Origin of the sequence: Bradyrhizobium genosp. L (assembly GCF_015624485.1) — a bacterium.
Taxonomy (GTDB): domain Bacteria; phylum Pseudomonadota; class Alphaproteobacteria; order Rhizobiales; family Xanthobacteraceae; genus Bradyrhizobium.
On record NZ_CP061378.1, the window covers coordinates 3,795,556 to 3,819,114 of the forward strand.

The window sequence follows — 23,559 nt, forward strand, 5'->3', positions numbered from 1 at the left end:
GCAATGACCGGAACGCTCGTCCCGTCTTTCACGTTCGGCCCGACCGGGTTCGTGGCGCCGACCGGGCCCGCCGTGCTCGCCGGCGTGCAGGGCGACATCAACGCGGCCTTCGGCAACACGCTGAACTATCAACTGACCACGCCGCAGGGGCAGTTGGCCTCTAGCGAAGCTGCGGTCATCTCGAACACCTACGCCACGTTCCAATATTACACCCAGCAGGTCGATCCGGCCTATGCGTCCGGCCGGATGCAGGACGCGATCGCGCGGATCTACTTCCTCGAGCGGGACCCGGCCGAACCGACCGTGCTGCAGCTCAACTGCACCGGCGGTCCCGTCACCATCCCGGTCGGCGCGCTGGTGCAGGACTCCAGCCAGAACATCTATTCCTGCACCACGGCAACGCTGATCCCGGCGACCGGGTCGGTGGTCGTGCCGTTCGCCTGCACGGTGCCGGGGCCGGTATCGGTGCCGGAAAGCGTTTCGATCTATCGCGGCGTCAACGGCTGGGACACAGTCTCGGTGGTCTCGGGCGTGGTCGGCCGCGACGTCGAAAGCCGCGCATCGTTCGAGCTCCGCAGGCAGGACTCGGTCGCCGGCAATAGTTTCGGTCCGGTGCCGGCTATTCTCGGCGCGGTCGCCAAGGTCGCGAACGTGCTGGACTATTTCGGCTACAACAACAACACGGCATCCCCCGTGACGGTGTTCGGCGTCACCATCCCGGCCTATGCGATCTATATCTCGGTGTCTGGTGGGCTCGCTGCGGACATCGCCTCGGCGATCTTGTCGAAAAAAGGCGCCGGCGCGCCGATGGCCGGCAACACCACGATCACGACCTATGACGAAAATCCGCTCTATGCGGCGCCGATCCCGTACACCATCAAGTTCACCATCCCGAATCCGCTGCAGCTCGTCTTCGGCGTCGTGCTGGTCAACAATGGCCTGATCCCGAGCGACGCGCAGACCCAAGTGCAGGCCGCGCTGATCCAGGCTGTGACCGGGCAGAGCAACCTCAATCCGGCGCCGCCGCGCGCGCGGATCGCCTCGACGGTCTACGCCGCGAACTACATCCCGGCGATCGCCGCGCTCGGCTCGTGGGCGCAGGTGGCCTCGATCCAGATCGGATCGACCAATTCGCCGGGTGCGGTCGTGGTCGGCAGCATGTCCGGCAATACGCTGACGGTGGCAAGCGTCACCAGCGGCGCGCTTGCGATCGGGCAGGCGCTGTTCGACGCCGATGGCCGGATCATCAACGGCACCGTGCTGGTGGCGGGCTCCGGCTCGTCCTGGACCGTGAACAACCCGCAGAGCCTCGGGGCGACGTTCACCGGTACCGGCAGCGGCACCAATCTCACGGTGACGTCCGTCACCGGCCTGATCGGGATCGGCGACGTGGTCAGCGGCACCGGCGTCCCGGGCAGCACCACGATCGTCAGCCAGACCTCCGGCACGCCCGGCGGCGCGGGGGTCTACGTCACCAGTAACGCGACGACGTCGGCCGGCGCTTCGCTCACGACCAACGCGGTGATCTCGGCAGTCGCGGCCAGCGGATCGTCGGTTGCGGTCCGGGCCGACCAGGTGCCGCAGATCACGGCGCCGAACATCGCGGTGACGACGACGTGAGCGGGCCTCCGTATCCGCACCCGAACCCGGCGCCAGGGTCGAATGCGATCGGGTCCTTCGCGATCGGCGTTTCGCCGATCGGTACGATCCCGACCTTCGACGTCTGGACCACGATCCTTGCGCAATATGCCAACTCGCCGATCATCACGTCGTGGGTCAATTCGTTCAACGCCGCGATGGACCTCACCGAGGCGTTCGATAATTTCTACGACCTGATCTGGAACGTGCTGACGGCGCAAGGATACGGGCTCGACGTCTGGGGCCGGATCGTCGGCGTGCAGCGCGCGATCTCGATCCCCGGCGGCGTGCAATATCTGGGCTTCGAGGAGGCGGGCGGCAGCTGGACCGGCTTCAACCAGGGCGGCTTCTATAGCGGCGGCGGCCTGACCCAGAACTATGTGCTGAGCGACGATGATTTCCGCAAGTTGATCCTCGCCAAGGCTTCCGGCAACATCTCCGACGGATCGATCCCGTCGGTCAACGCCATCCTGCTCGGGCTCTTCCCCGGTCGCGGTACTTGCTACATCGCCGACAACCTGAACATGAGCCAGACCTACACGTTCAATTTCGCGCTGACGGCGGTCGAGATCGCGATCGTGCTGCAGGCCAACGTGCTGCCCAATGCGGCCGGCGTGATCGTCAATATCCTGGTGAACTGAGGAAATCCCTCGCATGAAAAGCGTCCTCCGGCTGGCTTCAGCCGCAGCGTTGCTGTGGCTCTCGCAGATCGTCGGCGTGCTGGCGATGACGCAGGCACAGATGCCGACCAAGATTCCGATCCCGTGGGGCAACAGCGCGGGCTCGGCCTATATCCGCACCATCCCGCAGACCTCCCAGATCGGCATCCAGAACTGTGCGGCGTCGTGGCCGGATGGCTTTCCGCCGCTGACCTTCGTGCCGTCTTCGAGCGGGGGTTGCCCGCCGTTCGGCCAGGACATGAACGGCGTGCTGGCGGCGATCTCGCAATGGTCCCGCTTCATGCAGGCCTATTCCGGTCTGCCCTACGACGCGACGTTCTCGACGGCGGTCGGCGGCTATCCGAAGGGCGCCGTCGTGCAGTCGGGCCTGGTGCAGGGCCGGCTCTGGTACAACACGACCGACAACAACACGACGACCCCGGATGCGATCTCGGGCTCGTCCGGCTGGACCGTTCTTCCCGGAACCTATGCGCCAGGGACGCCGATCCCGGTCTATTCGACGACCTCGCCGCCGCCAAATGCGGTGCCTGCCGACGGTCTCACGGTCGGCAACGCAAGTTCGAACGCGACCTCGCGCGCCAATATCGACACCGCCTTCCTGTTCGCGTTCCTTTGGAATAATTGCATCAATTGCACGCTGTTCAATTCGTCCGGCGGCGTGGTCTCCAAGGGCGCCACCGCGCTCGCGGACTTCAATGCGAACCGCGCGATCGCGACCATCCAGATGATGGGGCGCGGCCTGATCGGCGCGGACTCGATCGGCGGCTCCTCCACGACGTTCCTTACCGGCGTGCCGGTGACGGTCGGCGGGCGGGTCATCCCGAGCTCGGTTCTCGGTGAGAACCTGCACCAGCTCACGGTCTCTGAGCTCGCGACACACACCCACGCGAACAGCCTGACCGATCCAGGGCATATCCACGCGAACTCGCTGACCGACCCTGGCCACACGCACACCAACTCGCTGACCGATCCCGGTCATAATCACACCCAATCATTCGCAAACCAGGCAAATCTCAATCTCGCCGCGGGCGGCAATGCGGTCCCGACCCAAGTCAATCTAGGACCCTCCGGCACCTCTGTGACCGGGATCACGATCAACAACGCGTCCGCGACGACCGGGATCACGATCAACAACGCGTCGTCGACGACCGGCATCACGCTCACGAACGCCAACCAGGGCGGCAACGTCGCGCACAACACGGTCGAGTTGTCGACGGTCGTCTGGTGGTACCTCTCGCTATGATGGGCCGAAACATGCAACTCATGCGAAAGTTCGTCTTCGCAGCGGTGCTCTGCGGAGCGTGGTCGACCGCCCATGCGCAAAGCTCGCCCGGCTGGACCTATGGCCAGGTGCCGACGCCGGCGCAGTGGAATGGCGCCTTCGCTGCGAAGCAGGACTATCTCGGTGCATCGCCTCTTTTGATCACCGGCGGGACGTTGTCCGGCCGCCTGATCACGGCGGCTCCGTCGTCGACCCTCGCAGGCCTCAATCTGACGCCTGGCTCGGCGCCGTCCGCGCCGGCCGACGGCGATCTCTGGTTCACTGCATCGGGCGTGTTCGCGCGCGTCAACGGCGTGACGGTCGGTCCATTGTCGAGCGGCGCAGCGGCATCGTTCGCCGCGACCACGCCGTTATCGGTGTCCTTCCCGGCCGGCGTCACGACCTATGCCTGTGCGACATGCGGCATCACGTCAAATCCGCTCTCGCAGTTTGCGGCGACGACGTCGGCGCAGCTCCGCGGAGTGATGTCGGACGAGACGGGCACCGGAGCGCTGGTGTTCGCAGGCGGGGCGATTGGAGCGGCCACCGGCACGTCGCTCGCGCTCGGTGGCGCCTCGATCGGGTCCAACGCGCTCGCAACAACCGGCTCGTCTCAACTTGGCGGCGCGGTGACGGTGACGTCGAACTCCGGCGCAGCCTTCGCGGTCGGAGCGAATGGCGGCACCAATGCCGCCTTCAGCGTTGACGCGTCGGCAAGTTCGGTTGCGACCGGGCTTCGTGTGCAGGGGCTCGCCGCCGGCAACGGCATCAACCTGCAGGCGACCTCTTCGGCGACGAATGAGGCGCTCGGCATCAACGCCAAGGGTTCCGGCATTCTCGCGCTTGGCGCAGTCTCGACCGGGCAAGTCCAGATTGGCGGCGGAGGTGGTGGCGTCCAGATCGGGTCCGCGCTGACTTATGGCGGCGTCACCTTGAACAATGCGGTCGCCGGCACCGGCAATCTCGTTGCCAGCGTCTCCCCCTCGCTGTCGACCCCGACCATCGCGGGCGCGACGCTGTCGGGCACCTTCGCCGGAACGCCGGCCTTTTCCGGTGCCAATTTCATCACGCTCGGCAACATCGCGCAGAACACGACGGCGTGGTCCTTCCTCGGTAACGCCACGAGCGGGACGGCGAACAATGCGCCGTTCACCATCGGTGGCTTGACGGCGAAGTCGTCGCCCGCATCGACCGATCTTTTGATGCTGTCGGACCAGGCCGCGAGCGGCGCCCTCAAGCAGGCAACGATCGCGCAGGTGGTCGGCTCGCTGGCGTCGGGCGTATCCTCGATCGATAGCAAGACCGGCGCGTTCACGACCGGTAACGGCATCGACACCAGCGTCAATGTCATCGAACTGACCGCGGCCCGTCGAACCCTGCCGACCACGCAGGTCTTCCTGTCGGGCTCCGGCACCTACACGACGCCATCGAATGTGCTGTGGCTCGAGATCGAGATGGTCGGGGGTGGCGCCGGCGGCGCCGGCAGCGGCAGTACCGGGGCGACGTTCGGGACCAATGGCGGCAACTCGACGTTCTCGACCTTCACCGCAGGCGGCGGCAATTCTCCCGCCAGTCAGTCTTCGCCCGGAAATGGCGGAACGGCGTCCGGCGGATATCTCAATCAGATCGGCGGCAGCGGCGGTGCCGGCAGCTCGGTGACGACGCCGGCCAATGGTCCGATCGGCGGGTCGTCGCCATTCGGCGGTTTTGGCCAAGGGGGCGCGCCCGGCGCCGGTGCGGGCAGTGCTGCAACCACCAACAGCGGATCTGGCGGTGGCGGCGGTGGCATCAACACGACCGCGCCCTCGGGCGCGGGCGGCGGCTCCGGAGGTTACCTGAAAGGCATCATCCAGAGCCCGAGCGCGACCTATTCCTACGCGGTTGGCGCGGCCGGCGGCGGCGGATCGGCCGGCAGCGGTGGTGCAGCGGGTGGGGCCGGCGCCGCAGGCCGCATCATGGTGATCGAGCACTACGGGTCCTAGGCGGACCATCACGACCTTCCTTCACATTCGGAGACCATCCCCATGCCGGAAATCGTAAACCCGGCGCTGGCCAATGCCGGCGCCGGGCCCGCTGCCGTGCCTCAACCGCGCTCGTCACAGGACGCGATCGACCTGATCGTCCGGGAAGAGGACTCCAGCCCCGAATATTACGCGCGCCATTACACGCATTTCGAATGGCCGCTCGGCGCCTCCGGGCCCACGGTCGGCATCGGCTACGACTGCGGCTATTCGACTGCGGCGCAGATCAAGTCCGACTGGACCGGTTTCGTTGCGGACGATGTGGTCACGGCGCTGCAACGCGCCGCTGGCCTGACCGGCGAGGCCGCGCATCAATGGGTGAGGGCGCATGGCGGCAGCGTCACGATCACCTGGAACCAGGCGATCGCCCAGTTCCGGGCGCATGAGCTCTTGAAGTGGGAGCACATCGTCTCCCAGCACCTGCCAGGCAGCGACAAGCTGAACGGCGACTGTTTCGGTGCGATCACTTCGATCGCCTACAACCGCGGTCCGTCCTTCGACGCGCCCGGTCCACGCTACGCCGAGATGCGGAGCATCAAGGCACATGTGGCGAGCGGCAACCTCGCGGCAGTCCCGGGCGACATTCTCTCGATGCGCCGGCTCTGGCCAAAGGGCGGCGATCTCTGGAATCGCCGCGTCCATGAAGCGGCGCTGTTCACGCAGGGCCTTCGCACCGCAGGCATCGCGTGAACCCGCACGCGCTGATCCACAAGCTCGCCGCCTTCAAGGGCTGGCAGCTGATCAAGGCGATCGACGACATCAAGTCGATCGTCGAGCCGCTGGGCTATTCGGTCAACGTGACCGGGGGCCTGGTGAACGTCGGCTCGATCGACAACGAGCCGACGCGCCTCAATGTCCGCATCGACGCGGATTCCATCATCAAGTCATTCTCGATCGGGTAGATCATCATGTTGCTGATCTCGACCGCACAGGCGCAACCGTTCGGCGGCTCGGCGGCCGAAGGCACCAACGGCTTTGGCGATGCCGTCTATCACGGCGTGATGGGCGTCCTGGTGTTGGCGCTGCTGGTGGCCGTGTTCTGGCCCGCGCTCAAGCGGCTGGTCCGTGCGGGGCTCGGCCGATGATCCGCATCCGCTTCGTTGACGGTGTCGACGCGGTCGCGGCCGGCATCCGCGCGGCCTGCTACGGCTTCTGGGCGATCCACACCGAGGCGGTGATGCCGGACGGCACGCTGCTGGGAGCCCACTACAAGGGCGGCGTGCAGGCGCGCGCCGGTGACTATGACGTCGGCCAATACACCAAGGACATCATCGTCGAGATCCCCGTCGAGCAGGCCTTGGCCGACAAATTCCATGCCTTCATGCGGGCGCAGCTCGGCAAGCCCTACGACATCGAGGCGATCGCCGCATTGGCACTCAACCGCGAATGGCAGGAGCCGGAAGCCTGGTTCTGCTCCGAGCTCGTTGCGGCCGCGCTCGTCGACTGCGGCTGGTTCACCTACCGCCTCGCCACCGAGTTCAACAAGATCACCCCGCGCGATCTGCTCTTGATCGTCTCGGGCCGCATCAACGTCAACTGAGGAGAACGAGAACATGGACTTTCTGAAGGGCTTCAATTGGGTTGCGGTGCTCGGCATCGTCGTCGCCGTCGAGACGCAGCTCGGCAACGGCTCGATGTCGCTTGCCAACATGGTGCCGGAGGCATGGATTCCCTACGTCAAGGCGTGGGCCGCCAATCTCGGATCGGTCGGTGCCCTGATCATGTCGGCCGGTGCGTTCGGCCCGCGACCTGCCGGGCAGTTCACCGTGACGCCGGCGGTGAAGCCGGCGGTCATGTTGGCGATCGCGACGGGCCTTCTGCTTTCTTGCGGCATCAATGGGGCGCGTGCGCAAACCCGGCAACCGGTGCGGGCCGCAGCTCCTGCAGGTGACGCCACACCCGCGGCCCCGTCTCCGTCGTCGCTTCCGACCCTCGGTTCCTATACCGCCGGCAAACCCCACCTTCTGAAGATTCCCAATCCGCTCGGCCTGCCGGACCCCATGTGCATCACGGACCATCCGGGCGCTAGCTGCCCGACCGGTACGGTGACCGGCGGCGGCGTCAAGATGACCGGCGACGCCAACAAGGACCTCGCCGACTTCATCAAGCGCGGTGGCATCACGCTGGTGCGCGACATGATGCGGGCCGACCAGTTCCTGTCCTATCCATGCGCCGTTGGGCCGGTCGCCGCCGGCTCGACCTGCACCAAGACGGACGGACTGTCGTCATCCTGCATAGAGGCAATCGTGCCGATTGCGAAGCTGGTGGTGAATGGGCCACCGGTCGCGCCGTCGCCGACGGCTTCTCCCGCGGCTGCGTCAGCAGCGCCAACTCCGACGCCTTCAGCAACGCCGACCCCTTCGTCGACGGTTCTGACTCTTGACGGCTTGCCTGCGGTCGAGGGGCCGGATGGTACGACAATGTCGACGGACAGTCCGGCCGTTACCTCTGCCGATGATGGCGTGGTTACGCAGGCGGCGAAGCTCGATATCGTCTTCATCGCGTTGACGGGGCCTTCTCTCAAGGCCGGATGCGCTGGTTGGGTGCAAGACAAGTTGCAAGCCGGCACGGGCCTTGCCGCAGGCGTCATGACATTCGTGACCACGCTCGGCGTCGCCGGCGCATAAGTTCAAGACGGGACAGCGCGCCGCTTGGAACGACGCGCTGCCCCTGACCTACATCGAGGTGCGGCCCTCAACGCAGGCTGGGAATGAGCAATGGGAATGAATTGCGAAGGCTTTCTTAACGCGAGGGAGGCCTGACCGATGGGAATCTCCTTTGAGTGGACGTTCAGGATCGGCGACATCCTAACGTTCTTCGGCGCGCTGTCGGTCGCGGCGGCCTTCCTCTACCGCCGGGGCGGCGACGAGACGCGCACTCGGCTGATGCTGGAGGCGCTGAAGGACGAGATCAAGGAAATGAAGACCGAGTTCAAGGCCTTCGGCGAGACCGTCAAGCAGGTCGCGACCCAGGGCGTGCAGATCGGCATGCTCATGAAGTGGTACGACGAGTTGCGCCGCGGTGAAGGGTTCGTGAAGGGCGCCCGCGGCGTTGATCGCGAATACCCGTGATCGCGCTCTACTACGTCTTCGCCTATGTGGTCGTCGTGCTGATCCTGGTGGCCGGCGTGCTGGTCCAGAACTGCTGGGACGGCCGCCGACGCCGCAGAAAGACTGGCAAATAACCTGACAGGTCGACCAGCGGACCCCGCTGGTCATTGTCCCCAAAGCTTACGACAGCGCATCTCTGACCCGGGAAAAGGCCGGGTGCTGCCGGTTCTTCACCTTGACCCAATCGCAGGTTCGCGGCCGGTACCGTCGCTGCCGGTGCTTGGAGACGATGCCTTCCAGCCCCATCTTGCAGGCGGCATCGAACAGGTCGGGGCCGATCTCGCCGTGCTCGAAGGGTGCGACGAAAATGCCCTCCGGCCGGCGCGCCAGCAGCTTCGCCAGCCGCGCCTTGCGGTCGACCAGCGGCAAATCGCGCAGGTCGTCGCCGTCGAGTGCAAGCAGATCGAACGCGTAAAGCTGCGCCTCCTCGTTGTTCCGGTTCGAGTGCAGGGCGTCGAAGTCGGAAATGCCGCGGACGTCGAGCACGCAAATCTCACCGTCGATCACGAAACGCTGCGGCTTCAATTCCAGGGCGGTCTCGACGATCCACGGGAAGCGCCAGGTCCAGTCCAGCCCCGATTTGGAGCTCAGCCGTACCGTGGCGCCATCGCGCTCCAGCCGGCCGCGGTAGCCGTCGTATTTGACCTCGTGGAGCCAGTCGTCTCCGGTCGGGACGGCCTTCGCCAGCACCGGCAGGCAGGGCTGTAGGGGTGTCTTTCGCATGGTGCGAAGATAGGTATTCCGGGCCGGATTTGCGAATCTAGACCGATGGCACAAGCTTGTTCCGGACGACGTAGGCGCGACCCTTGGTTGTAAGAGACCAGTAATTGTCGCCGCTGTTCATGTTAAACCCGCCCAGGTTGACCAAGTCTCGCTCGGCGAGCTCATCCAGATGATACTGCGCGATGCCTGGGTCCATTTTGAGTCTGGCGGCTAAGTATCTAGCATCGCTGTGATCGGAGTTCGGTTGCCCGAACATATCGATCAAAACGCGTACCGTATCGGCATCAAGATCAACTGATGGTGCGGGTGGGTCAACAAAGTCCCTCATGTGAACGGGCTGCCCGTGAGCAATCAGCTCCGCGCCGATTGAGTGGTCGAGTTCTTTGCATGCATCCGCCAAAAACTCCGCGGTCGGCGCGCTTTTGAAGCCTGTCACGATGTAGCGGGCATCCATCGCGACGTCTTCTTCCTTGATGTGGCTCAGAAGTGCAGTGGTCTCTGTCGATATTGGAAGGCCGGTTTTGGCTGCTTCTTCGCCCAAGCGGCTGATATTGTGGCCGATGCCTTTCAGTTTGCCCAGGTCGTAGCCGTGGCACCGCAGCTGGCTCTTCAGGTAGAGCTCGATCGCGTGGCAGAACAGGAAGGTGATTGGCGCGCTCGGGTGCGTCACCTTCAGCTGAGCCTGATGAAGCGTGACGGCCGATCTCCAATAGGATCGGGCGGTATTGAACAAGCCAAGCGCGGTCGTGCGATCAATATCCATGCGTGCGCCTCAATTGGACCAGCCGCAGCGTCAACTGCCTGCGGTCTCCGATATGCCGGTCGACGAACCCTTGGAGTTGGGAGGGGACCGCAGTGCCGTCGAGATCGCATCTGCGCTGGATCTCGCGCGCGATGTCCTCCGACACGTCCTCGCTCCAGTGCTCCGCCGTGTTGAAGCCGATCACCCGGATCGGGTCGTGATATTCGCCGGATAACAGACTGGAGATCACCGTCTCGAGGTCCGTTGCCTCGACATCGGCCTCGCGCCAGGCGCGGCCGATCTGGCCGAAATCGTCGGCGACCAGGTAGACGGTCTGGTCGGTTGCCGGGACAATCGATGGAACCCAGCCGGTCCGGGTCATACGCATACTCCACGCTACACGGGTGCCCCAAAGATAGGGGCGGCCGGCAGCGTTGTCGAATCGATCGCTGATATCCGAGCCGCCGTGTCGACCGCGCCGGCCAGCTATGCCCGGCCGGGCTTCCTCCTCGGTGACCGGCGGGGCGCCCGCGCGGGGCTGATCCGGCACCCGCGCGGGCAACCCTTCCTCGATCCTCTAAAACCAGGTGTTGGACATGAAGAAGCGATTTCTGATTGCGGCTGGACTTGCGGTCGCTATCGCCACGGCGGCTCTGGCGCAGGCGATCAGCACCGGCAACGAGTTCGCCACCCAGACCGCCGGCAAGTCGGTCGTCGGCACCGTCCAGATGTTCTGGAATGCCGCGCTGGGCTACGCCCAGCCGGTCTCGTCCACCACGCCCTTGCCCGTGAGCGCGGGCACCGGGACCAATCTGGCGCCGTTTGCCGCCTATTCCAAGGCGACCATCGCCCGGCCGAACAACACCACGACCTATACCGCCAACACCGGCTGGAACAACGCTACGTCGGCCGCGACCGGGTTCTTCTCGTTGACGACCGCCTGCCGCGTGAACGGCGGCCAGGTGCTGATCCCGCGCATCGACATCTGGTCGAGTGCCAATCCGGCCACCAAGCTCACCGGCGTGGTGTGGCTGTTCAGCGCGGTGCCCGGCACCAACGTCTCGGACAACGCGACCTTCACGATCGCCGCAGCAGACTTCGCCAACCTGACGGGCAGCGTTCAGGGCTTCGCGTTCACGCTCGGCAACGCGCAGACCAATTCCGGCGCCTCGAACAGCGGCGCGTCGCTGACCGGCACCACGTTCCAGGCGCAGTGCGCCTCCGGAACGACGACCATCACCGGCATGGTCGAGGTGACCAACGCCTATGTGCCGGCGGCCAATGAGGTGCTGACGGTCGGCGTGGCGACGATCGGCGCCAATTAGCGAAGTCAGGCTTGGTTCACCGAACCGCTGCCGTCTTATCGACAACGGTGCGGTCATCATGAAGCGCGGGGATTTTCACCATGGGTCAGAAGACGATTGGTGTTCGTGTGATGCCAAACGCTTCAGGCTACCTGGATGCGTCGGAAATCGACAAGCCGAGCCGATATGGTCGTGCGACCGCGGAGCGCGTGAAGAATACGCGATCAGGTTGGTGGCAGGTCACTGCGCCCGATGGGACAGTCGGTTCTCTGAATCCGGCTGTTCACCAAATTGAAGAACACGATGACGGCACCATAACGGTGTCGCCCTCGCTTGACTACGGAAAGCGCAAGCCGGGCGCGTGGCACGGGTGGCTCCGCCGCGGCGTCTTTGACGAGTGCTGACAAGCACACTGCCAGCGCACGGATGGAAGAGCGGCTTGCTCCGCTGCGCATAGTCCAAAGCATTTTCTTCCTTCGATCAGACAGAGACCTCACGACATGCTGAAGCATCTGTTGCTCGGCGCGATCGCGCTTGCGCTCATCATCGCGCCAGCGCTCGCCCGCGACCCCGACGGCCGCTACGCCAATTCACCGCTGAAGCCCTGGTTCGAGCAACTGTCCTCGAAGGGCGGCGGCCGCTGCTGCTCGGATGCCGACGGCACGGCGCTGTCCGACGTCGACTGGGAGACTCATGACGGACACTACCGCGTCCGGCTCGACGGCCAGTGGGTCGACGTCCCCGACGACACGGTCATCACCGAGCCGAACCGCTACGGTCGCACGATGGTGTGGCCGTTCTATCTCGACGGCCGCCCCGTAGTCCGATGCTTCATGCCCGGGAGCATGACCTGATGGCAAAGCGCAAAGGCATCACCCGGCGCGAGCTCGTCACCGGCGTCGCGGCGCTCGCGGCATATTCCCAGATCGGGGAGGCGGAGGCGTTCCCGCCGAACAAGTTCGTCACTCTCCTTGGGGGAGCTCGCACGCCGTCCTGGCTACCGGCGGGATTCGCCGGAGCTCTGAACTTCCAGACCCAGCAAGCTTATGTCGTCGGTCAGGGATACATCCCTTTCAGCCCACTGCTCACGACCGCGCGCACGACGCCTGAGCTTGTCACCGACTACAATGGCAACGTCACCGTCGTAGGTAATAATACCGCAGCGATTTCAAATGCTGGCCTTCAAATCTATGGTGCAACGACGAACGTTGTTCTTTGGAACAACGATGGCACCAACGCCGCGTGGACGAAAACCAACTGCACGGCGGCTCTTGATCAGCCTGCGGTCACCAGCGACCAAACACCGAATACGGCCACGAGCCTGACGGCAACCGGGGCCAATGCGACGTGCCTGCAGTCGATCACGCTGGCTTCCTCGGCGCGCTTCCATACAGCCTACGTGAAGCGCATGGTTGGCTCTGGCGAGATCGACATGACGATGGACGGCGGGGCCACATGGTGGCCCGTGACGCCGTATCTCAACTCGAGCGGCTATACCCGTCTTTCAATCCCCGGCAAGACGCTCGCCAATCCGCAGGTCGGCTTTCGGATCGTCACAAACGGCGACAAGATCGCCTTCGGTCTCGTCCAGAACGAGAATCATAATTTCCCGTCGCCCGCCATCCCGACGACCAGTGCGGCCGTCACCCGTAACCAGGATGTCATCACGGGAACGGCCGCGCTCAGAGCGCTGATTTCTCCGACCACTGGCACCATCTACGAGGCCTATGGGACGACCTACGCGCCACCGGCCGGGATTTGGTCTCTCTCGGACGGCACGACCAGCAATCGAATGGATGTTCGTTCGAACCAGACAGGGCTGGCGGGTTCGTTCATCACGGTCGGTGGCGTCCAGCAGTCCGGCATCAATGTCGGCTCTCAAGGCTCGCCGGGCTCGATTGCTGCGGCTGTGATGTCCTATACAACCGGATCGCAACAACTCGCGGTCAACGGGGCGCTTGCAACACCGGGAACGCCAGGCTCGATTTTTGCGTCGCCGACCACGATGCATTTCGGTCAGCTCGCAGGTAACACCAATCCGCTTCAGAATAATCTTCTTGTCTTTGCATGGTCGGCCTCGGCTTTGAACGGCGCCGCTGCCCAGGCAATGAGCGCACAGGCCTACTTCTCGCTGCCCGCGAATACGATCTTTTGTTGGGGCGACAGCCTTACCGCCGGTACGGAGGATGGCACCAACATCACCTATCCGAACGTGCTCTCGACGCTGTATGCCCCGGCGCGGCTGACAGAGAATATGGGGGTTGGTGGGCAGCCGAGTACTGCGATTGTCGGTCGCTTTCTAGCCGCCCCGTTCACATGGAATTACAACTCGGTCCTCTGGCTTGGCCGCAACAACACGAGCCAGGGATCGACGGTTCAAGCCGATATCGCATCTATGGTCGCCAAGCTCGGCCTTAGTCGATCCCTTGTGCTTGCGGTGCTCAATGGTGAGGGTGAAGGATCCAGCTCCGGCACGGTCTACAATAACATCACGGCACTCAATGCGGCGCTGTCGTCCACCTACGGCGCGCGTTATCTGGACGTGCGCAGCATGCTCGTGGCAGCCTATAACCCAGCAAATCCAGTCGACGTCATCGATCACACCAACGATATTCCGCCGTTCAGCCTCCGTGCGATCGATGTGACGGGAACGATATCGACAGCAACCGTCAATCCAACCGATACCGCGTTCTCCGTCTCGGTCAGCGGGTTGGCCGCGAACTTCATTCTGACGGTCGGCACTGAATATATCTATGTGAACGCTGTCTCCGGAACATCCATCACGAGTTGCGTCAGGGGCTACGCCGGGACGACTGCCGGGACGTATTCTTCAGGACAGACGTTCAGCGGGACGGACAACATTCACCTCAGCGCAGCCGGCTACGCCCTGGTGGCGCAATGGGTGGCGGCTGCTGCGGGTTATTGAGGTCGGTATCCTCCGCAAACGCCACGCCCTCCGGATCGTGCACAGCAAGCCACGCCTGTGCTTCATCCTCGGTCTCGAACCGCTTGAAGCGCTCGGGATCGTCCGGGGCTTTGGAGGTGTCTTCGTAGACCCTGACTTTCATCGGATGATCTCCGGAAAATGCGAAGCCCTCCCGCCCGAAGGCGAGAGGGCCTATGGTTAGCCCACATTGAGGCGCTTGTTAGTTTCCTTGACGTAGGCATCTGGGTCGTCCTGGCCGCCGCGATCGATCCACCTCTCGTACTCTTCTCCCATCGCTGGCTTGCCGTCACGTCCATGGAAGCGGACGAGATAACGTTCTTCGCCGGGCGAGTCGGTGGGCTTGAGTACGGTCGCGCGGCCTTCGAATATCAGCCCCTTGTTCACCGACATCTGAAACACATTAACGACGTCGCCCTTCTTGTGAAGATGCTTCACGATAGTTCTCCATTTTCAAACAGCCCGCACTTCCCGAGTGCGTGAGAACATCGTAGCAAATCGACTTTCGCCAACTTGGCAGTTTCAGCCGTTTCGGCTCTGTGATGTCCTTTGAAAATAGGGGTTGCGTGCATTTCCGAAAATCAGTTGACGCGGCAAAAATAGAGGCGGCGCGCATGATTGCGCGAGGTCACACTCGGATTTGGCGCCACTGTACCCTGCAACAATTTGTGAATCATCATCGGATGATCCTATAGCCTTTGACCGCCTTCTTTCTCGGCGCCCGCGGCTCCTCCGGCTGCCCGTGGTTGATCGCCCTCAGCATGAACATCCACGCAAACAGCACCCATCCTTGCTCTCGTTCTGCGGCCTTGATCAGGTGCTCTACGGCGTCCTGCCAGTGGGGTTGCTGCTGCTGGGCCTTGGGTAGCGAGAGGATGTGGTCGGCGGCCTCCTGGAGCGTCCTGAGCGTCTTGCCGGGCAGTTCGATCGGGTCGGTGAACTCGCGGGACCAGGTCATCCACGCACCGGCCCCCATTTCTGCCTCGGGAAGTCCGGCCGGATATCGGCACCGCGGCGGTGACATTCCTTGCACGTGAACCTGGGCTCGAGATCGGACAGCCGGACGTCATCCGGCCATTGGTCCACCTCTGCCGGCGCCAGCTCGACGGAATGGCTACACCTGTGGTCCGAGCAATAGACCAGCAGGCCGCGCACGCCCGATTGCCGCATTTCCCCGAGGGTGATCTTTTGTTCCGCCATCCCCGCAGGCTATCAGGCCGCGGGCGGCGTGAGGAGCCTGTGTGGGCGGCTTGTTTCCGGTGCCGCCGCCCCGAGCACCTGACAAATCGTCTTGGTCAGTAAACCAAAGGGAGAAACCTGACGGCCGACGATCCGGAACTGGTGATGGCGCGCCCCCTCAGGGAGAGCGTGGAGGGGATGGTAACTCGTCTTTTGAGTAGGGTCCTTTATCGACTTGCGTCCTCGTGAGCCTGCATCCGTCTCCACACCTTCGACCATCCGCAGTCCGATCGAAGCGCCCCCCGCAAACTTCGCAGACCTGATTGACTCTGGCTAATCCTCGTGCTCGCCGTATCTCGGTAGGCGTCCTGTTGTCTGCCATGCCCCCTCCATCTTGGCTTAGGACTGTTGTAGTTCTTCGCAGGATCGAACGCGTGCGCGGTGAGGCGAGATCGATCTATATGATCCGTCATGTGCGATATAGCGGCAACCGGCTCCAGGTCGAGCCAGACAATAGGGGCACTGTACTTTGAAATATTCGCTGTTCTTTGTCGGCGTTGGCGGCTTGGTAATGGCCGCCAACGCGGCTCGCGCGACATCGCGCTCAGCCTCGCCTATGGCTGTATTTAGCCCCAGCTTTGCTACAATAGCCATCGCGACGCGATTTATCGTTGCAAGGTCGTAGATCATTCCGCACTCCCTGCTCACCAAAGTCGTTAGGGGTTGCTCGCTCTAATTTTCTTCGGAATTGGCGGCTGGCCTGATTTAAGGCCGAGTCTATATGTCCTAGCTTGGACGGAACCTCGCGGCCAACCGACGTGGGGCCGATTGCCCCAATAAGCCTCGAGGGCTGCGACGCACATCTTTTCTGTGATCGGTATGTTGTCCACGTCGCGCCTCCTCGGGTTCTACTGAAGTACGCTGCGGGTCTTGACGCCGGGACCCATAAGCAGTTCGCCGTTGTCGTCGTGATATTCCCACCACAGGGTTTCCAGCCGATCGAGATCGCTTCTCTTCCAGCCGATCTGCAGACAGTAGGCGAGCCAGCGGGCGCAGGCCATGATCGCTTTCTTCTTCGGCATTCAATCCCCCTCCCGCGAGTTTCCCACAGGACTGGCCGGCCGCTGCACCAGATCGAGAAGCCGTTCTATCTTCCTCGAAACGGAAACCCATTCGGACGCCGGTATGCGCCAGACGTCCTCAAACGAGATGGTGGGCTCCGATTCCTCGGTTTCCTGTTCGATTGTGACCGTCACCTTGAAGCCGCTGCCGTCGCTGTACGGAGCGAAGCCGGACTTCGAATAGAAGAACTTTTCGTCACCCATTGCCGCCCTCCGTGCTCGGTGAGGAGATGGCACCGGGCCGCACTGGCAGACGCTTCCAATGCGTAAAGGCTCGAATGTGAAACGTCGGGCCGTCCGAAGTCGCAAGGCGCCACTCGGTTTCATCGTTGTCGTCATCCCAGAAGACAACCTGATGGAAGCCATCTAGCAATCGGTCGTCGCAGACGAGATAAGCCTCACCGTCCCTTGGGAAGGTTTCGATCGGCTGCCAGTCACCGCCCGTCTGCTCGGATGACCGAGCAACCCCCGTCAGCAAATCTTCAATCACCTCAGCGATCGATTGCCGAACCGTGTTCGGGACGCGCTGCAGACTGGCGTCCGGTTTGCGGAGCGCGTCGATGGCGCGGTTCGCTCTTTCGACATCAATCTGCATTGCGGGCCTCCGCAAACTTGCGACGAAGCTCTTCACGCCGAGCATCTTCCTGCGCCTGCGCTTCCGGAGTGAGCTTGAACATCGCGACGCCGCTCGATGTCGGGTAAATGTCGCCGCCGTCCGAAACCATGTAGAGGCCGTCAGGCCACTTGCCCTGGTAGTAGCAATCGAAGATTCCGGTCGAGCCGAGTTCGATCACTTTGAAGTCGGAGCCGTCCTTCGGGCAATACTGCGGCTCTCTCCAGCCCAGTTCCCTTAGCCTTTGATGAGCGTCCCATAGAGCCGCGATAGCAGCCTTCTCGTCCGGCATTTGCTCGGCGCGTTTGGTCTCCGCTGTCTTGGCGTGCTGCCATAGGGCGTCGGCCTCGGCTCGCGTCAGCGGCTCATGCCGCAGAATTGGCATGCCGTTATGATCGCGGCGCTCAGTGTCGAAGGTTTTGTGCCCGACGATATCGTCAGGTCCTTGGGCGATGAACATATTGCAGGTGTCGGCGGTGTCCATGCTGTGTTCCCCCAGCGCTCGGTTGCACATACGGCAAACCTCATCTGTCATGATCCTATCCCCGATCTCTCCGAATGACCGTTGCGGCCATCAGCCAACTTGTGCGATCTGGATGGCTCGATCGAACATTGCCATCGCCTGCGAATGACCCTTGTCGTTCTCTTCGTGAGGCCACGAGCTGCCCTGTTCTTTGGCCGCGAGTTCCAGCAGTTTGTATGCCGAAGAATTTTCAGCGACTTTGATGTTCGTGCCGGAGACAACAGCAAGAGCTCCGATCGAGCAGAAACTGACAGCGCCCGCCTCGTCGAAACGAACCCATGAGTGATTGATGTCTCTCGCGTACTCGCCGCATGTCCAGTGCTCCGGGTTCGCTATGATATCTTTCGCCTTGCGGAGGATGGTAACGACGTCGTTCTTGGTGGCCCAATTCGGATCGTAAAGCATCTTCGTTCTCCTAGAGTGTTGAACCGGGGTCGGTGGGGTTGCGTTGAGACCGGCTATGCCGCGCGGCGGTAGCCTGTCATCATGATGAAGCCACTGCCGGCGGCTTGAGTGGCTTCTTCGCCCTTCATTCCGAACATGGCTGGAGTGATCACGTCCCAAAGGCCAAGCACCTTGCCCAGCGCAAAAAGCTGGAATGCCGCGCCCTGGTCGCCGATCTCGGCCCCGACCGTGATGTAGGATGGACCGCCGGCCAGCGAGGCGGGGTCCGGATACTCATTGAGAAGATTGACCAGCTCGGCCTTGTGCTTCTCAGCCTCGACCTTGTTGACGCCGATGACGAGAAACTCAAGGTCAACCTTCACTAGGTCATCTGGCGCATCGTTGGCGGGTGGCATCATGTCGAAGGTGACAACGCCGCCGGGCAGCTTGTCGCTCTCGACGCCTTCCTTGATCGCATCGACGAGCTCGGGAGTGCCGTGAATCACTTCGCCCTTGCGAAGCTGTACGGTAGTTTCGTTCAGTATTTTATAGAGGCGATTGAGGTCCATTTTTAAATCTCCTGATTGGGGGTTGAGAGGTGGTGGCGCGAGAGTGATGCGCTGGCTACCGCCTCCAATGCGCGCACGCAGACCTCGATCTTATGATCGACGTGGGAGGTCGGCAGACCTCTCCGCTGCAGCCGTTCTTGCTCGGCCATGAACAATGCACCGGCGCGTTCGAGGTCGCGCTCAGGCGTTTTCGGCTTCCACCACTTGGCATCCCACGGCCAGCCCATGGGGGCACCGTCGTATCTGATCGGGGCGAGCTCGCCGGGTAGCAAGCGCGCGTTGGCGAGGTAACACATTCCCGCTCTCAATAATTCGCCGTCGGCGTGATGGTCATCATGGCTCGTCGACCAGCCTTTGATCGCGACCTGCCGGCGTCGTTCGGCGACAATTCTGTCCATCGACGTCATGGGATTCCTCGGTGAGTTGAAGGAAGTGATGCTGCCCCGCGGACCTCGTCGATGTGCTCTTTCGTGATGCCGCCGTTCTCGACGAACCAATCCCAAGAGCCTTCGCGCAACAGACCAAGGCGCTCACAGCGACGAACGAGTTGTCCCGGTGACGTTCCGTCCATGTCGGCAAGCGCAATTGCCATGCGCCTGGTGAACGTGCTGCTGCCCTCGACGTGGCTCCGGAATGCGGCCGTAAGCGCGTCCATGTCCATGATGCTCACTCCCGCACCCCCTTGTGCTGCGGAGCGGAGGGGGCGGACGCGCGTCTGAGCACATCGGCCTGACGCGGTGTCGCGATGATCGTCGAGTTGCCAATGACCAAGACGTCGGTCGGCTCCCGATAGAGCATGATGAAGTGAGGAGGGTTGCGACGTTTCCACATGCGGCGCGTTCCCCAGCGGCCAGTTCGCTTGCTTGGGACTTTCGGACGCACCCAAGGGCCGCAGACATCTTGTTCGGTGCGACACTGAGCTTGTGCATCAACAATCCGAACGGTCATCCCGCCGTAGGTTCCGGGTCGATCAAATATGCCCCTCATCGCCGCTCCCCATTGTGTTGAGGCTCGGGGGCGGATGGACGGTTCGCCAGCTCGAGTAGCACGTCGGCGTGGCACGGCTGATCGAGCGCGCACCAGCACGCCAAATTCTTGCCGCCAAGCTCTGCTCTGATCTCCTCGCACGAGGGTGGCTTTCCGAAACAATTCTCATAGCTTCGAACGGCCGGGTCACGATCAAGCCACGCCTGGTACTGTCGAACAGCATCAGCGGCCGTGAAATCCTTCCACATGCCAACCCGGAGCGGATTGCCCCACTTTCCCGGCCGCGTGACGCTCACTGTGTTCGGCGGCATCTTCCAGCCCGGTGTTCGCTTGCGCTGCATCCTGATCGGCTCACCCATGGGCGCCACCATCGGTGCTACGTGCTCGATCTCCTTCCGCCACCAGCGCCGCCATCTTCACCAGGGCGCCCATTGCATCGTCCTTCGTCTGGACTTCCGCAACGCTGAGTGCATAGTGTTCGCCGATGTTCTCGGCCAATCGATCGGCATAGGTGCGTAAAGCGCCGCCCGATCCGCCATTCAGCAGACCCGTCTTGCTCCAATCTAGGAGTTCGCGGCAGCGCTGAACGAGATCAGGATCAACGGCCGGCACCACCGCCATCGTCCCGCCCTGCGCAGGCTGGGACGCGGCGAGCTGGGCGCGGAGAGCGTCGGCGAGGTCCCTGCGAACCTCCCAAGCGCATTGCAGGCCGTGCTTCGCGAAGACGTCGATGATGGCTCGGTCGATGTCACTCATGGTCTTCTCCCGACTGCGCCTTGCGCTCGCGCTCGGCCGCAGCTTTGGCGTCTCGCCCATCGCACCAGCCGCGGTTGTAAAGTTTCTCCGCCCAAGTCGCGTTGATCTTGGGGATCGCGGGTCCCGGTTTTCCTGCTGCTGCGTCGGCGACGCCTCGGAGATAAGGTGTCGTCATTTGCCTTCTCCCGACTGCGCAGGCTGGAGGGCGGCGCGGGCTCGTTCTCCGCAATCCTCCAGCAATGCTTCGGTGGGCTTCCATTCTGACAATCCGACTCCCATGCGCGTTCGCTTTTGATGGAGTTTGAAATTGTCGCGATAGAACTCAAGCGCCTCTCTCAGCGGCTGCTCGGCCGGGCGGGGATGGGCGGGATGCTTGGCAAAACAGCTAACCAGACGCCGTTCAAAATTCTCTTTGGCTGCTACTTGGGCGGCTTCGACCGTATCGAAATTTCCGATGACTCGGCCGCCGGCTATAAGCTCCCATGGAATGACACTAAAATAATCGCGCTCAATCGCATAGGAACCGAACTGATGGTCGGCCCAATATGAGATTTCGTCAGCGGGGTTCTTGTGCTCTTCCCATTCCAATGGAAGGATTGATATTGACGCATGTTCTAAGTTAATCCGGCGCTCGATCTCCAGCATCCCGCGGAGCTGGTCCAGATCTCTCCGCAGTTGATCAACGGTCGGCTGATCCACATGCCTGAGCGGCTCGTCATAGGGCTGGGTTGTCGGATCGTAGACCCCCTCCGGCTCTCTGGGCTGCTCACCGAGGGACCGGGTATTCCAGCGAACGGCCATCGCGTCGTGGTCGTCGCCTTCGATCGCGTCGAGCATGGCGTCGCAATCGTCGCACCGAACATAGGGCCACGGCACGAAATCGATCTCATTCACGCCGAACACGGCTTTCCCGCCGCAAAACGGGCACGGCTTCAGCTCTGTGGTGGTGTCGGGGGTCATGGGGTGGCTCCTATCTCGGATCGCACTTCGGGCAATGCCAGAAACCGGCGCCTAGCCCCTCGTATCGCGTCATCTCGGCCCCGCATTCGCATTGCGGTCCCCGGTTCATCCACGCGACAAAGCGCTTCCAAATCCTCATTGGCCTATCCTTTAGCGACGGTGAGCGGGCCAATTTTGCGAACAAGCGCGCCACGCAGCCAGATTTGACCAATCTCGCGCGGGTGTTTTTTCAGACGCTCCTCGACCCTGGCCACGGCATGGTCGAGCGTCGTTGCGCTATCGCGCATTCCCGTTCCGTAGGAAATCAGATAGGGGCGATTTTGCTGCTTGATCTTGCGCATGCAGATCAGCACTCCCCCATGTCGGCGCTATCCATGCGCTGGCCGTACAGCGGGTCGCAGCCGTCGTCCTCGTCGCGCGGCGGCTCCTCGTCGTTAGCGGGGGCCTCGAAATACGGGGACTGTCCGCGATACTTGATCACGTAGCCCTTGAAGCCATCGCCGCGCCTGGAATCGTAGATGCCGATCTGGCCTTCCTCGACCTCCGCAAGGAGATCGGTCGCGATCTCGATTACGGTCTCCAGCTTGTAACCCTTGGAGACGTAGCGGCTCTTGAGCGGGGGAGTGGTGTCGCAATCGAGATGCATTGTCTTGCTCCGCTGTTGACTGGATATCTCGTATGAGTTATTTATCTCATATGAGATATCATCCGTCAACAATAAATCATATGAGAAATGGCAAATTTCGTGTATGTGATCGGAGCCGTTAGCGGCCCCCAAAAGATCGGCATTGCGCGCGACGTCCAAAAGCGCATGAAGACGATCCAGAGCGGCAGTTTCGAGCCTCTTGCGATCGGTTTTTGCCTGGAATCGCCCGACCTTGCCGTTCATATTGAGAGCTACGCCCATTGGCTTCTCCGCGATCACCGGATGTCCGGGGAATGGTTCAAGGTCTCTCCGGATGCAGCGATTTCGGCTGTCAAAGAGGCGGCGGCCGCCGTCGCGCTGGGTGAGCGTCGTGCTAAGCTGGTAGGTGTTGTGGGCAGGAAGAAACGATGGTCTGAGGACATGCAGGCTCGGTTCCCGGAGGGGACGTTCGAGCGCATTGAGGCCGTCTTGGCGGATGGTGAGGATCGGACGGACTTCGTCCGGGACGCCGTCGAGCGCGAGCTGAAGCGCCGCGAGAAGGCAGACCGCTGAACCCGCTCCGGCGATCCTTGGGCAGCACCGATCATCGCACCGGCTCCGCAAGGCGCCGAAGCTGGTAGAGCAGGTACGGCTTGACCCGCTTGGCATCGGCGGCGGTCTTCACGAAGAGGCCGATCTCCGCGATGTTCGAGCCGATGCTATGCTTGTGCGAGGGAAGGCTGGGCCGGGCGCGCAGCAGTGTGCGGGCCATCTCGCGCGCGGCGGCGACTTCGGGGTGAACACCCAAAGTGCGACAATCGCCCGGGTTTGCAGGGCTTTCAGCGGGTTTTTCCGGGGCTGGAAAACTGTCGCACGCATTGACATCGCTACTTTGTTGTAGCTCTGCCACTCCTGCCATCTCGGCAAGCAGATCTTCGCCTGTCATCACGCTGTACTCCGATACGCAACAAAAAGCCCCGCGCTGAACAGCGCGAGGCGGCACACACATCAGATGCGATGTGAACTCGGTCGACATGCGAGCGCGCGCAGCCGCGCGTCGCGTCAGGTCGCTATAATGGCGAAAGGATCGATGTGACCCACCAGAACAAGGGTTCTGAAAAGTGGGCCACTGAGCGCTGTTTTTTGTAGAGATTTCAATGCGCGATTTTTGCGCTGGCGATCCCGGCAGGATTCGAACCTGCAACCCGCGGAGTAGAAATCCGCTACTCTATCCAGTTGAGCTACGGGACCGTGGCCGCCTTGTAGCATCGCCAATATGAAAAATCTGCTTGTCTGCCAAGCCGTCGGAGCCGATTTTATCTGCCCACCTCGAGGCGCCGCACCAGCGCCCTGGCTGAAAAATCCGCGCCATCGCCAAAACTCTCCGAACCGGTCTTTACCATCGCGCGACTAAGGCGA

At 62.6% G+C, this 23,559-nt stretch carries 37 protein-coding genes and 1 tRNA gene; 15 read left to right on the plus strand and 23 right to left on the minus strand.

Features of this window, described 5'->3' with window-relative positions; translation table 11 throughout:
* Window positions 1–3 precede the first annotated feature (3 nt).
* The 10 genes from IC762_RS17835 (at window position 4) to IC762_RS17880 (ending at window position 8,671) form a co-directional block, all read left to right on the plus strand.
* Window positions 4–1,620 (plus strand): baseplate J/gp47 family protein, encoded by a 1,617-nt coding sequence (locus tag IC762_RS17835; RefSeq protein WP_195783591.1) that lies wholly within the window; start codon window positions 4–6, stop codon window positions 1,618–1,620.
* The gene (locus IC762_RS17840) at window positions 1,617–2,279 is read left to right on the plus strand and encodes a DUF2612 domain-containing protein (protein WP_195783592.1); all 663 of its coding nucleotides are present in this window, start codon (window positions 1,617–1,619) and stop codon (window positions 2,277–2,279) included. Before IC762_RS17835 ends, IC762_RS17840 begins: the two co-directional genes overlap by 4 nt.
* A gap of 13 nt (window positions 2,280–2,292) precedes the next feature.
* The gene (locus IC762_RS17845; protein ID WP_195783593.1) at window positions 2,293–3,561 is read left to right on the plus strand and encodes a hypothetical protein; all 1,269 of its coding nucleotides are present in this window, start codon (window positions 2,293–2,295) and stop codon (window positions 3,559–3,561) included.
* 20 nt (window positions 3,562–3,581) lie between these two features.
* The gene (locus IC762_RS17850; RefSeq protein ID WP_195783594.1) at window positions 3,582–5,561 is read left to right on the plus strand and encodes a hypothetical protein; all 1,980 of its coding nucleotides are present in this window, start codon (window positions 3,582–3,584) and stop codon (window positions 5,559–5,561) included.
* A 42-nt stretch (window positions 5,562–5,603) separates the two neighbouring features.
* Window positions 5,604–6,290 (plus strand): hypothetical protein, encoded by a 687-nt coding sequence (locus IC762_RS17855; RefSeq protein ID WP_195783595.1) that lies wholly within the window; start codon window positions 5,604–5,606, stop codon window positions 6,288–6,290.
* Window positions 6,287–6,502: a hypothetical protein gene (locus IC762_RS17860; protein ID WP_195783596.1), complete on the plus strand. Its 216-nt coding sequence runs from the start codon at window positions 6,287–6,289 to the stop codon at window positions 6,500–6,502. Before IC762_RS17855 ends, IC762_RS17860 begins: the two co-directional genes overlap by 4 nt.
* A gap of 6 nt (window positions 6,503–6,508) precedes the next feature.
* The gene (locus IC762_RS17865) at window positions 6,509–6,685 is read left to right on the plus strand and encodes a hypothetical protein (RefSeq protein WP_195783597.1); all 177 of its coding nucleotides are present in this window, start codon (window positions 6,509–6,511) and stop codon (window positions 6,683–6,685) included.
* Window positions 6,682–7,140, plus strand: a complete 459-nt coding sequence (locus IC762_RS17870) for a hypothetical protein (RefSeq protein ID WP_195783598.1) — start codon at window positions 6,682–6,684, stop codon at window positions 7,138–7,140. Before IC762_RS17865 ends, IC762_RS17870 begins: the two co-directional genes overlap by 4 nt.
* A 13-nt stretch (window positions 7,141–7,153) precedes the next feature.
* Window positions 7,154–8,227, plus strand: a complete 1,074-nt coding sequence (locus tag IC762_RS17875) for a hypothetical protein (protein ID WP_195783599.1) — start codon at window positions 7,154–7,156, stop codon at window positions 8,225–8,227.
* 138 nt (window positions 8,228–8,365) lie between these two features.
* Entirely contained in the window at window positions 8,366–8,671 is a 306-nt protein-coding gene (locus IC762_RS17880) for a hypothetical protein (protein WP_195783600.1), read from the plus strand.
* Window positions 8,672–8,830: 159 nt separating this feature from the next.
* Here the strand turns inward: IC762_RS17880 and IC762_RS17885 are convergent, their stop codons facing one another.
* Genes IC762_RS17885 through IC762_RS17895 form a run of 3 tightly spaced genes read right to left on the minus strand, consistent with a single transcriptional unit; the run spans window position 8,831 to window position 10,557 of the window.
* Window positions 8,831–9,433, minus strand: a complete 603-nt coding sequence (locus tag IC762_RS17885; protein WP_195783601.1) for an RNA ligase family protein — start codon at window positions 9,431–9,433, stop codon at window positions 8,831–8,833.
* Between the two features lie 37 nt (window positions 9,434–9,470).
* Window positions 9,471–10,196 (minus strand): hypothetical protein, encoded by a 726-nt coding sequence (locus IC762_RS17890; RefSeq protein WP_195783602.1) that lies wholly within the window; start codon window positions 10,194–10,196, stop codon window positions 9,471–9,473.
* On the minus strand, window positions 10,186–10,557 hold the full coding sequence (locus IC762_RS17895) for a hypothetical protein (protein ID WP_195783603.1): 372 nt from the start codon (window positions 10,555–10,557) through the stop codon (window positions 10,186–10,188). The genes IC762_RS17890 and IC762_RS17895 overlap by 11 nt, the downstream gene beginning before the upstream one ends.
* A 214-nt stretch (window positions 10,558–10,771) precedes the next feature.
* Between IC762_RS17895 and IC762_RS17900 the strand changes: the two genes are divergently transcribed.
* The 4 genes from IC762_RS17900 (at window position 10,772) to IC762_RS17915 (ending at window position 14,405) form a co-directional block, all read left to right on the plus strand.
* A complete protein-coding gene (locus IC762_RS17900) occupies window positions 10,772–11,500 on the plus strand; it encodes a hypothetical protein (RefSeq protein WP_195783604.1) in 729 nt (242 codons plus the stop codon).
* An 80-nt stretch (window positions 11,501–11,580) separates the two neighbouring features.
* On the plus strand, window positions 11,581–11,883 hold the full coding sequence (locus tag IC762_RS17905; protein WP_195783605.1) for a DUF6527 family protein: 303 nt from the start codon (window positions 11,581–11,583) through the stop codon (window positions 11,881–11,883).
* A 96-nt stretch (window positions 11,884–11,979) separates the two neighbouring features.
* Window positions 11,980–12,333 (plus strand): hypothetical protein, encoded by a 354-nt coding sequence (locus tag IC762_RS17910; RefSeq protein ID WP_195783606.1) that lies wholly within the window; start codon window positions 11,980–11,982, stop codon window positions 12,331–12,333.
* Complete coding sequence (locus IC762_RS17915) at window positions 12,333–14,405, plus strand: SGNH/GDSL hydrolase family protein (RefSeq protein WP_195783607.1); 2,073 nt, start codon at window positions 12,333–12,335, stop codon at window positions 14,403–14,405. Before IC762_RS17910 ends, IC762_RS17915 begins: the two co-directional genes overlap by 1 nt.
* Here IC762_RS17915 and IC762_RS17920 read toward each other — a convergent pair.
* The 18 genes from IC762_RS17920 to IC762_RS18000 all read right to left on the minus strand — a co-directional run bounded on the left by IC762_RS17920 (window position 14,347) and on the right by IC762_RS18000 (window position 22,161).
* Window positions 14,347–14,547 (minus strand): hypothetical protein, encoded by a 201-nt coding sequence (locus IC762_RS17920; RefSeq protein WP_195783608.1) that lies wholly within the window; start codon window positions 14,545–14,547, stop codon window positions 14,347–14,349. The genes IC762_RS17915 and IC762_RS17920 overlap by 59 nt on opposite strands.
* A 56-nt stretch (window positions 14,548–14,603) precedes the next feature.
* A complete protein-coding gene (locus IC762_RS17925) occupies window positions 14,604–14,861 on the minus strand; it encodes a hypothetical protein (RefSeq protein WP_195783609.1) in 258 nt (85 codons plus the stop codon).
* 238 nt (window positions 14,862–15,099) lie between these two features.
* Window positions 15,100–15,381: a hypothetical protein gene (locus IC762_RS17930; RefSeq protein WP_246801068.1), complete on the minus strand. Its 282-nt coding sequence runs from the start codon at window positions 15,379–15,381 to the stop codon at window positions 15,100–15,102.
* A 620-nt stretch (window positions 15,382–16,001) separates the two neighbouring features.
* Window positions 16,002–16,292: a zinc finger domain-containing protein gene (locus IC762_RS35795; RefSeq protein WP_433995836.1), complete on the minus strand. Its 291-nt coding sequence runs from the start codon at window positions 16,290–16,292 to the stop codon at window positions 16,002–16,004.
* Window positions 16,293–16,510: 218 nt separating this feature from the next.
* Window positions 16,511–16,684, minus strand: a complete 174-nt coding sequence (locus IC762_RS17935) for a hypothetical protein (protein WP_195783610.1) — start codon at window positions 16,682–16,684, stop codon at window positions 16,511–16,513.
* On the minus strand, window positions 16,685–16,927 hold the full coding sequence (locus IC762_RS17940) for a hypothetical protein (protein ID WP_195783611.1): 243 nt from the start codon (window positions 16,925–16,927) through the stop codon (window positions 16,685–16,687).
* Complete coding sequence (locus tag IC762_RS17945; RefSeq protein WP_195783612.1) at window positions 16,920–17,318, minus strand: hypothetical protein; 399 nt, start codon at window positions 17,316–17,318, stop codon at window positions 16,920–16,922. The genes IC762_RS17940 and IC762_RS17945 overlap by 8 nt, the downstream gene beginning before the upstream one ends.
* Window positions 17,308–17,820, minus strand: a complete 513-nt coding sequence (locus tag IC762_RS17950) for a hypothetical protein (RefSeq protein ID WP_195783613.1) — start codon at window positions 17,818–17,820, stop codon at window positions 17,308–17,310. The genes IC762_RS17945 and IC762_RS17950 overlap by 11 nt, the downstream gene beginning before the upstream one ends.
* A 90-nt stretch (window positions 17,821–17,910) precedes the next feature.
* Window positions 17,911–18,264 (minus strand): DUF6197 family protein, encoded by a 354-nt coding sequence (locus tag IC762_RS17955; RefSeq protein ID WP_195783614.1) that lies wholly within the window; start codon window positions 18,262–18,264, stop codon window positions 17,911–17,913.
* A 53-nt stretch (window positions 18,265–18,317) separates the two neighbouring features.
* Window positions 18,318–18,812: a hypothetical protein gene (locus IC762_RS17960; RefSeq protein WP_195783615.1), complete on the minus strand. Its 495-nt coding sequence runs from the start codon at window positions 18,810–18,812 to the stop codon at window positions 18,318–18,320.
* Between the two features lie 2 nt (window positions 18,813–18,814).
* A complete protein-coding gene (locus IC762_RS17965; protein WP_195783616.1) occupies window positions 18,815–19,219 on the minus strand; it encodes a hypothetical protein in 405 nt (134 codons plus the stop codon).
* Window positions 19,216–19,473: a hypothetical protein gene (locus tag IC762_RS17970; protein WP_195783617.1), complete on the minus strand. Its 258-nt coding sequence runs from the start codon at window positions 19,471–19,473 to the stop codon at window positions 19,216–19,218. Before IC762_RS17970 ends, IC762_RS17965 begins: the two co-directional genes overlap by 4 nt.
* 322 nt (window positions 19,474–19,795) lie before the next feature.
* Window positions 19,796–20,170: a DUF4326 domain-containing protein gene (locus IC762_RS17975; RefSeq protein ID WP_349629717.1), complete on the minus strand. Its 375-nt coding sequence runs from the start codon at window positions 20,168–20,170 to the stop codon at window positions 19,796–19,798.
* Entirely contained in the window at window positions 20,151–20,555 is a 405-nt protein-coding gene (locus tag IC762_RS17980) for a hypothetical protein (RefSeq protein ID WP_195783619.1), read from the minus strand. Before IC762_RS17980 ends, IC762_RS17975 begins: the two co-directional genes overlap by 20 nt.
* Window positions 20,548–20,730, minus strand: coding sequence for a hypothetical protein (locus IC762_RS17985; protein ID WP_195783620.1), 183 nt, complete (start codon window positions 20,728–20,730; stop codon window positions 20,548–20,550). The genes IC762_RS17980 and IC762_RS17985 overlap by 8 nt, the downstream gene beginning before the upstream one ends.
* Window positions 20,727–21,515, minus strand: coding sequence for a Lar family restriction alleviation protein (locus IC762_RS17990; protein ID WP_195783621.1), 789 nt, complete (start codon window positions 21,513–21,515; stop codon window positions 20,727–20,729). The genes IC762_RS17985 and IC762_RS17990 overlap by 4 nt, the downstream gene beginning before the upstream one ends.
* 143 nt (window positions 21,516–21,658) lie before the next feature.
* Window positions 21,659–21,856: a hypothetical protein gene (locus IC762_RS17995; RefSeq protein WP_195783622.1), complete on the minus strand. Its 198-nt coding sequence runs from the start codon at window positions 21,854–21,856 to the stop codon at window positions 21,659–21,661.
* 5 nt (window positions 21,857–21,861) lie between these two features.
* Entirely contained in the window at window positions 21,862–22,161 is a 300-nt protein-coding gene (locus IC762_RS18000; protein ID WP_195783623.1) for a hypothetical protein, read from the minus strand.
* An 87-nt stretch (window positions 22,162–22,248) separates the two neighbouring features.
* Here IC762_RS18000 and IC762_RS18005 point away from each other — a divergent pair, with 87 nt between their 5' ends.
* Window positions 22,249–22,713 carry a GIY-YIG nuclease family protein gene (locus tag IC762_RS18005; protein ID WP_195783624.1) on the plus strand — a complete coding sequence of 155 codons (465 nt, stop codon included), beginning with the start codon at window positions 22,249–22,251 and terminating at the stop codon, window positions 22,711–22,713.
* A gap of 31 nt (window positions 22,714–22,744) precedes the next feature.
* On the opposite strand, the gene IC762_RS18010 is transcribed toward IC762_RS18005, so the two are convergent.
* Window positions 22,745–23,086 (minus strand): hypothetical protein, encoded by a 342-nt coding sequence (locus tag IC762_RS18010; protein WP_195783625.1) that lies wholly within the window; start codon window positions 23,084–23,086, stop codon window positions 22,745–22,747.
* A 228-nt stretch (window positions 23,087–23,314) separates the two neighbouring features.
* Window positions 23,315–23,391: transfer RNA gene (locus tag IC762_RS18015), tRNA-Arg, on the minus strand.
* Window positions 23,392–23,559: the final 168 nt, after the last annotated feature.

Bases quoted from the DNA above. Each gene is read 5' to 3' on its own strand.
- IC762_RS17835 (WP_195783591.1), top strand. From the start codon at position 4: ATGACCGGAACGCTCGTCCCGTCTTTCACGTTCGGCCCGACCGGGTTC.
- IC762_RS17845 (WP_195783593.1), top strand. From the start codon at position 2,293: ATGAAAAGCGTCCTCCGGCTGGCTTCAGCCGCAGCGTTGCTGTGGCTC.
- IC762_RS17850 (WP_195783594.1), top strand. From the start codon at position 3,582: ATGCGAAAGTTCGTCTTCGCAGCGGTGCTCTGCGGAGCGTGGTCGACC.
- IC762_RS17855 (WP_195783595.1), top strand. From the start codon at position 5,604: ATGCCGGAAATCGTAAACCCGGCGCTGGCCAATGCCGGCGCCGGGCCC.
- IC762_RS17865 (WP_195783597.1), top strand. From the start codon at position 6,509: ATGTTGCTGATCTCGACCGCACAGGCGCAACCGTTCGGCGGCTCGGCG.
- IC762_RS17870 (WP_195783598.1), top strand. From the start codon at position 6,682: ATGATCCGCATCCGCTTCGTTGACGGTGTCGACGCGGTCGCGGCCGGC.
- IC762_RS17875 (WP_195783599.1), top strand. From the start codon at position 7,154: ATGGACTTTCTGAAGGGCTTCAATTGGGTTGCGGTGCTCGGCATCGTC.
- IC762_RS17880 (WP_195783600.1), top strand. From the start codon at position 8,366: ATGGGAATCTCCTTTGAGTGGACGTTCAGGATCGGCGACATCCTAACG.
- IC762_RS17885 (WP_195783601.1), bottom strand. From the start codon at position 9,433: ATGCGAAAGACACCCCTACAGCCCTGCCTGCCGGTGCTGGCGAAGGCC.
- IC762_RS17890 (WP_195783602.1), bottom strand. From the start codon at position 10,196: ATGGATATTGATCGCACGACCGCGCTTGGCTTGTTCAATACCGCCCGA.
- IC762_RS17895 (WP_195783603.1), bottom strand. From the start codon at position 10,557: ATGACCCGGACCGGCTGGGTTCCATCGATTGTCCCGGCAACCGACCAG.
- IC762_RS17900 (WP_195783604.1), top strand. From the start codon at position 10,772: ATGAAGAAGCGATTTCTGATTGCGGCTGGACTTGCGGTCGCTATCGCC.
- IC762_RS17905 (WP_195783605.1), top strand. From the start codon at position 11,581: ATGGGTCAGAAGACGATTGGTGTTCGTGTGATGCCAAACGCTTCAGGC.
- IC762_RS17910 (WP_195783606.1), top strand. From the start codon at position 11,980: ATGCTGAAGCATCTGTTGCTCGGCGCGATCGCGCTTGCGCTCATCATC.
- IC762_RS17915 (WP_195783607.1), top strand. From the start codon at position 12,333: ATGGCAAAGCGCAAAGGCATCACCCGGCGCGAGCTCGTCACCGGCGTC.
- IC762_RS17920 (WP_195783608.1), bottom strand. From the start codon at position 14,547: ATGAAAGTCAGGGTCTACGAAGACACCTCCAAAGCCCCGGACGATCCC.
- IC762_RS17930 (WP_246801068.1), bottom strand. From the start codon at position 15,381: ATGACCTGGTCCCGCGAGTTCACCGACCCGATCGAACTGCCCGGCAAG.
- IC762_RS35795 (WP_433995836.1), bottom strand. From the start codon at position 16,292: ATGATCTACGACCTTGCAACGATAAATCGCGTCGCGATGGCTATTGTA.
- IC762_RS17935 (WP_195783610.1), bottom strand. From the start codon at position 16,684: ATGCCGAAGAAGAAAGCGATCATGGCCTGCGCCCGCTGGCTCGCCTAC.
- IC762_RS17940 (WP_195783611.1), bottom strand. From the start codon at position 16,927: ATGGGTGACGAAAAGTTCTTCTATTCGAAGTCCGGCTTCGCTCCGTAC.
- IC762_RS17945 (WP_195783612.1), bottom strand. From the start codon at position 17,318: ATGCAGATTGATGTCGAAAGAGCGAACCGCGCCATCGACGCGCTCCGC.
- IC762_RS17950 (WP_195783613.1), bottom strand. From the start codon at position 17,820: ATGGACACCGCCGACACCTGCAATATGTTCATCGCCCAAGGACCTGAC.
- IC762_RS17955 (WP_195783614.1), bottom strand. From the start codon at position 18,264: ATGCTTTACGATCCGAATTGGGCCACCAAGAACGACGTCGTTACCATC.
- IC762_RS17960 (WP_195783615.1), bottom strand. From the start codon at position 18,812: ATGGACCTCAATCGCCTCTATAAAATACTGAACGAAACTACCGTACAG.
- IC762_RS17965 (WP_195783616.1), bottom strand. From the start codon at position 19,219: ATGACGTCGATGGACAGAATTGTCGCCGAACGACGCCGGCAGGTCGCG.
- IC762_RS17970 (WP_195783617.1), bottom strand. From the start codon at position 19,473: ATGGACATGGACGCGCTTACGGCCGCATTCCGGAGCCACGTCGAGGGC.
- IC762_RS17975 (WP_349629717.1), bottom strand. From the start codon at position 20,170: ATGGTGGCGCCCATGGGTGAGCCGATCAGGATGCAGCGCAAGCGAACA.
- IC762_RS17980 (WP_195783619.1), bottom strand. From the start codon at position 20,555: ATGAGTGACATCGACCGAGCCATCATCGACGTCTTCGCGAAGCACGGC.
- IC762_RS17985 (WP_195783620.1), bottom strand. From the start codon at position 20,730: ATGACGACACCTTATCTCCGAGGCGTCGCCGACGCAGCAGCAGGAAAA.
- IC762_RS17990 (WP_195783621.1), bottom strand. From the start codon at position 21,515: ATGACCCCCGACACCACCACAGAGCTGAAGCCGTGCCCGTTTTGCGGC.
- IC762_RS17995 (WP_195783622.1), bottom strand. From the start codon at position 21,856: ATGCGCAAGATCAAGCAGCAAAATCGCCCCTATCTGATTTCCTACGGA.
- IC762_RS18000 (WP_195783623.1), bottom strand. From the start codon at position 22,161: ATGCATCTCGATTGCGACACCACTCCCCCGCTCAAGAGCCGCTACGTC.
- IC762_RS18005 (WP_195783624.1), top strand. From the start codon at position 22,249: ATGGCAAATTTCGTGTATGTGATCGGAGCCGTTAGCGGCCCCCAAAAG.
- IC762_RS18010 (WP_195783625.1), bottom strand. From the start codon at position 23,086: ATGACAGGCGAAGATCTGCTTGCCGAGATGGCAGGAGTGGCAGAGCTA.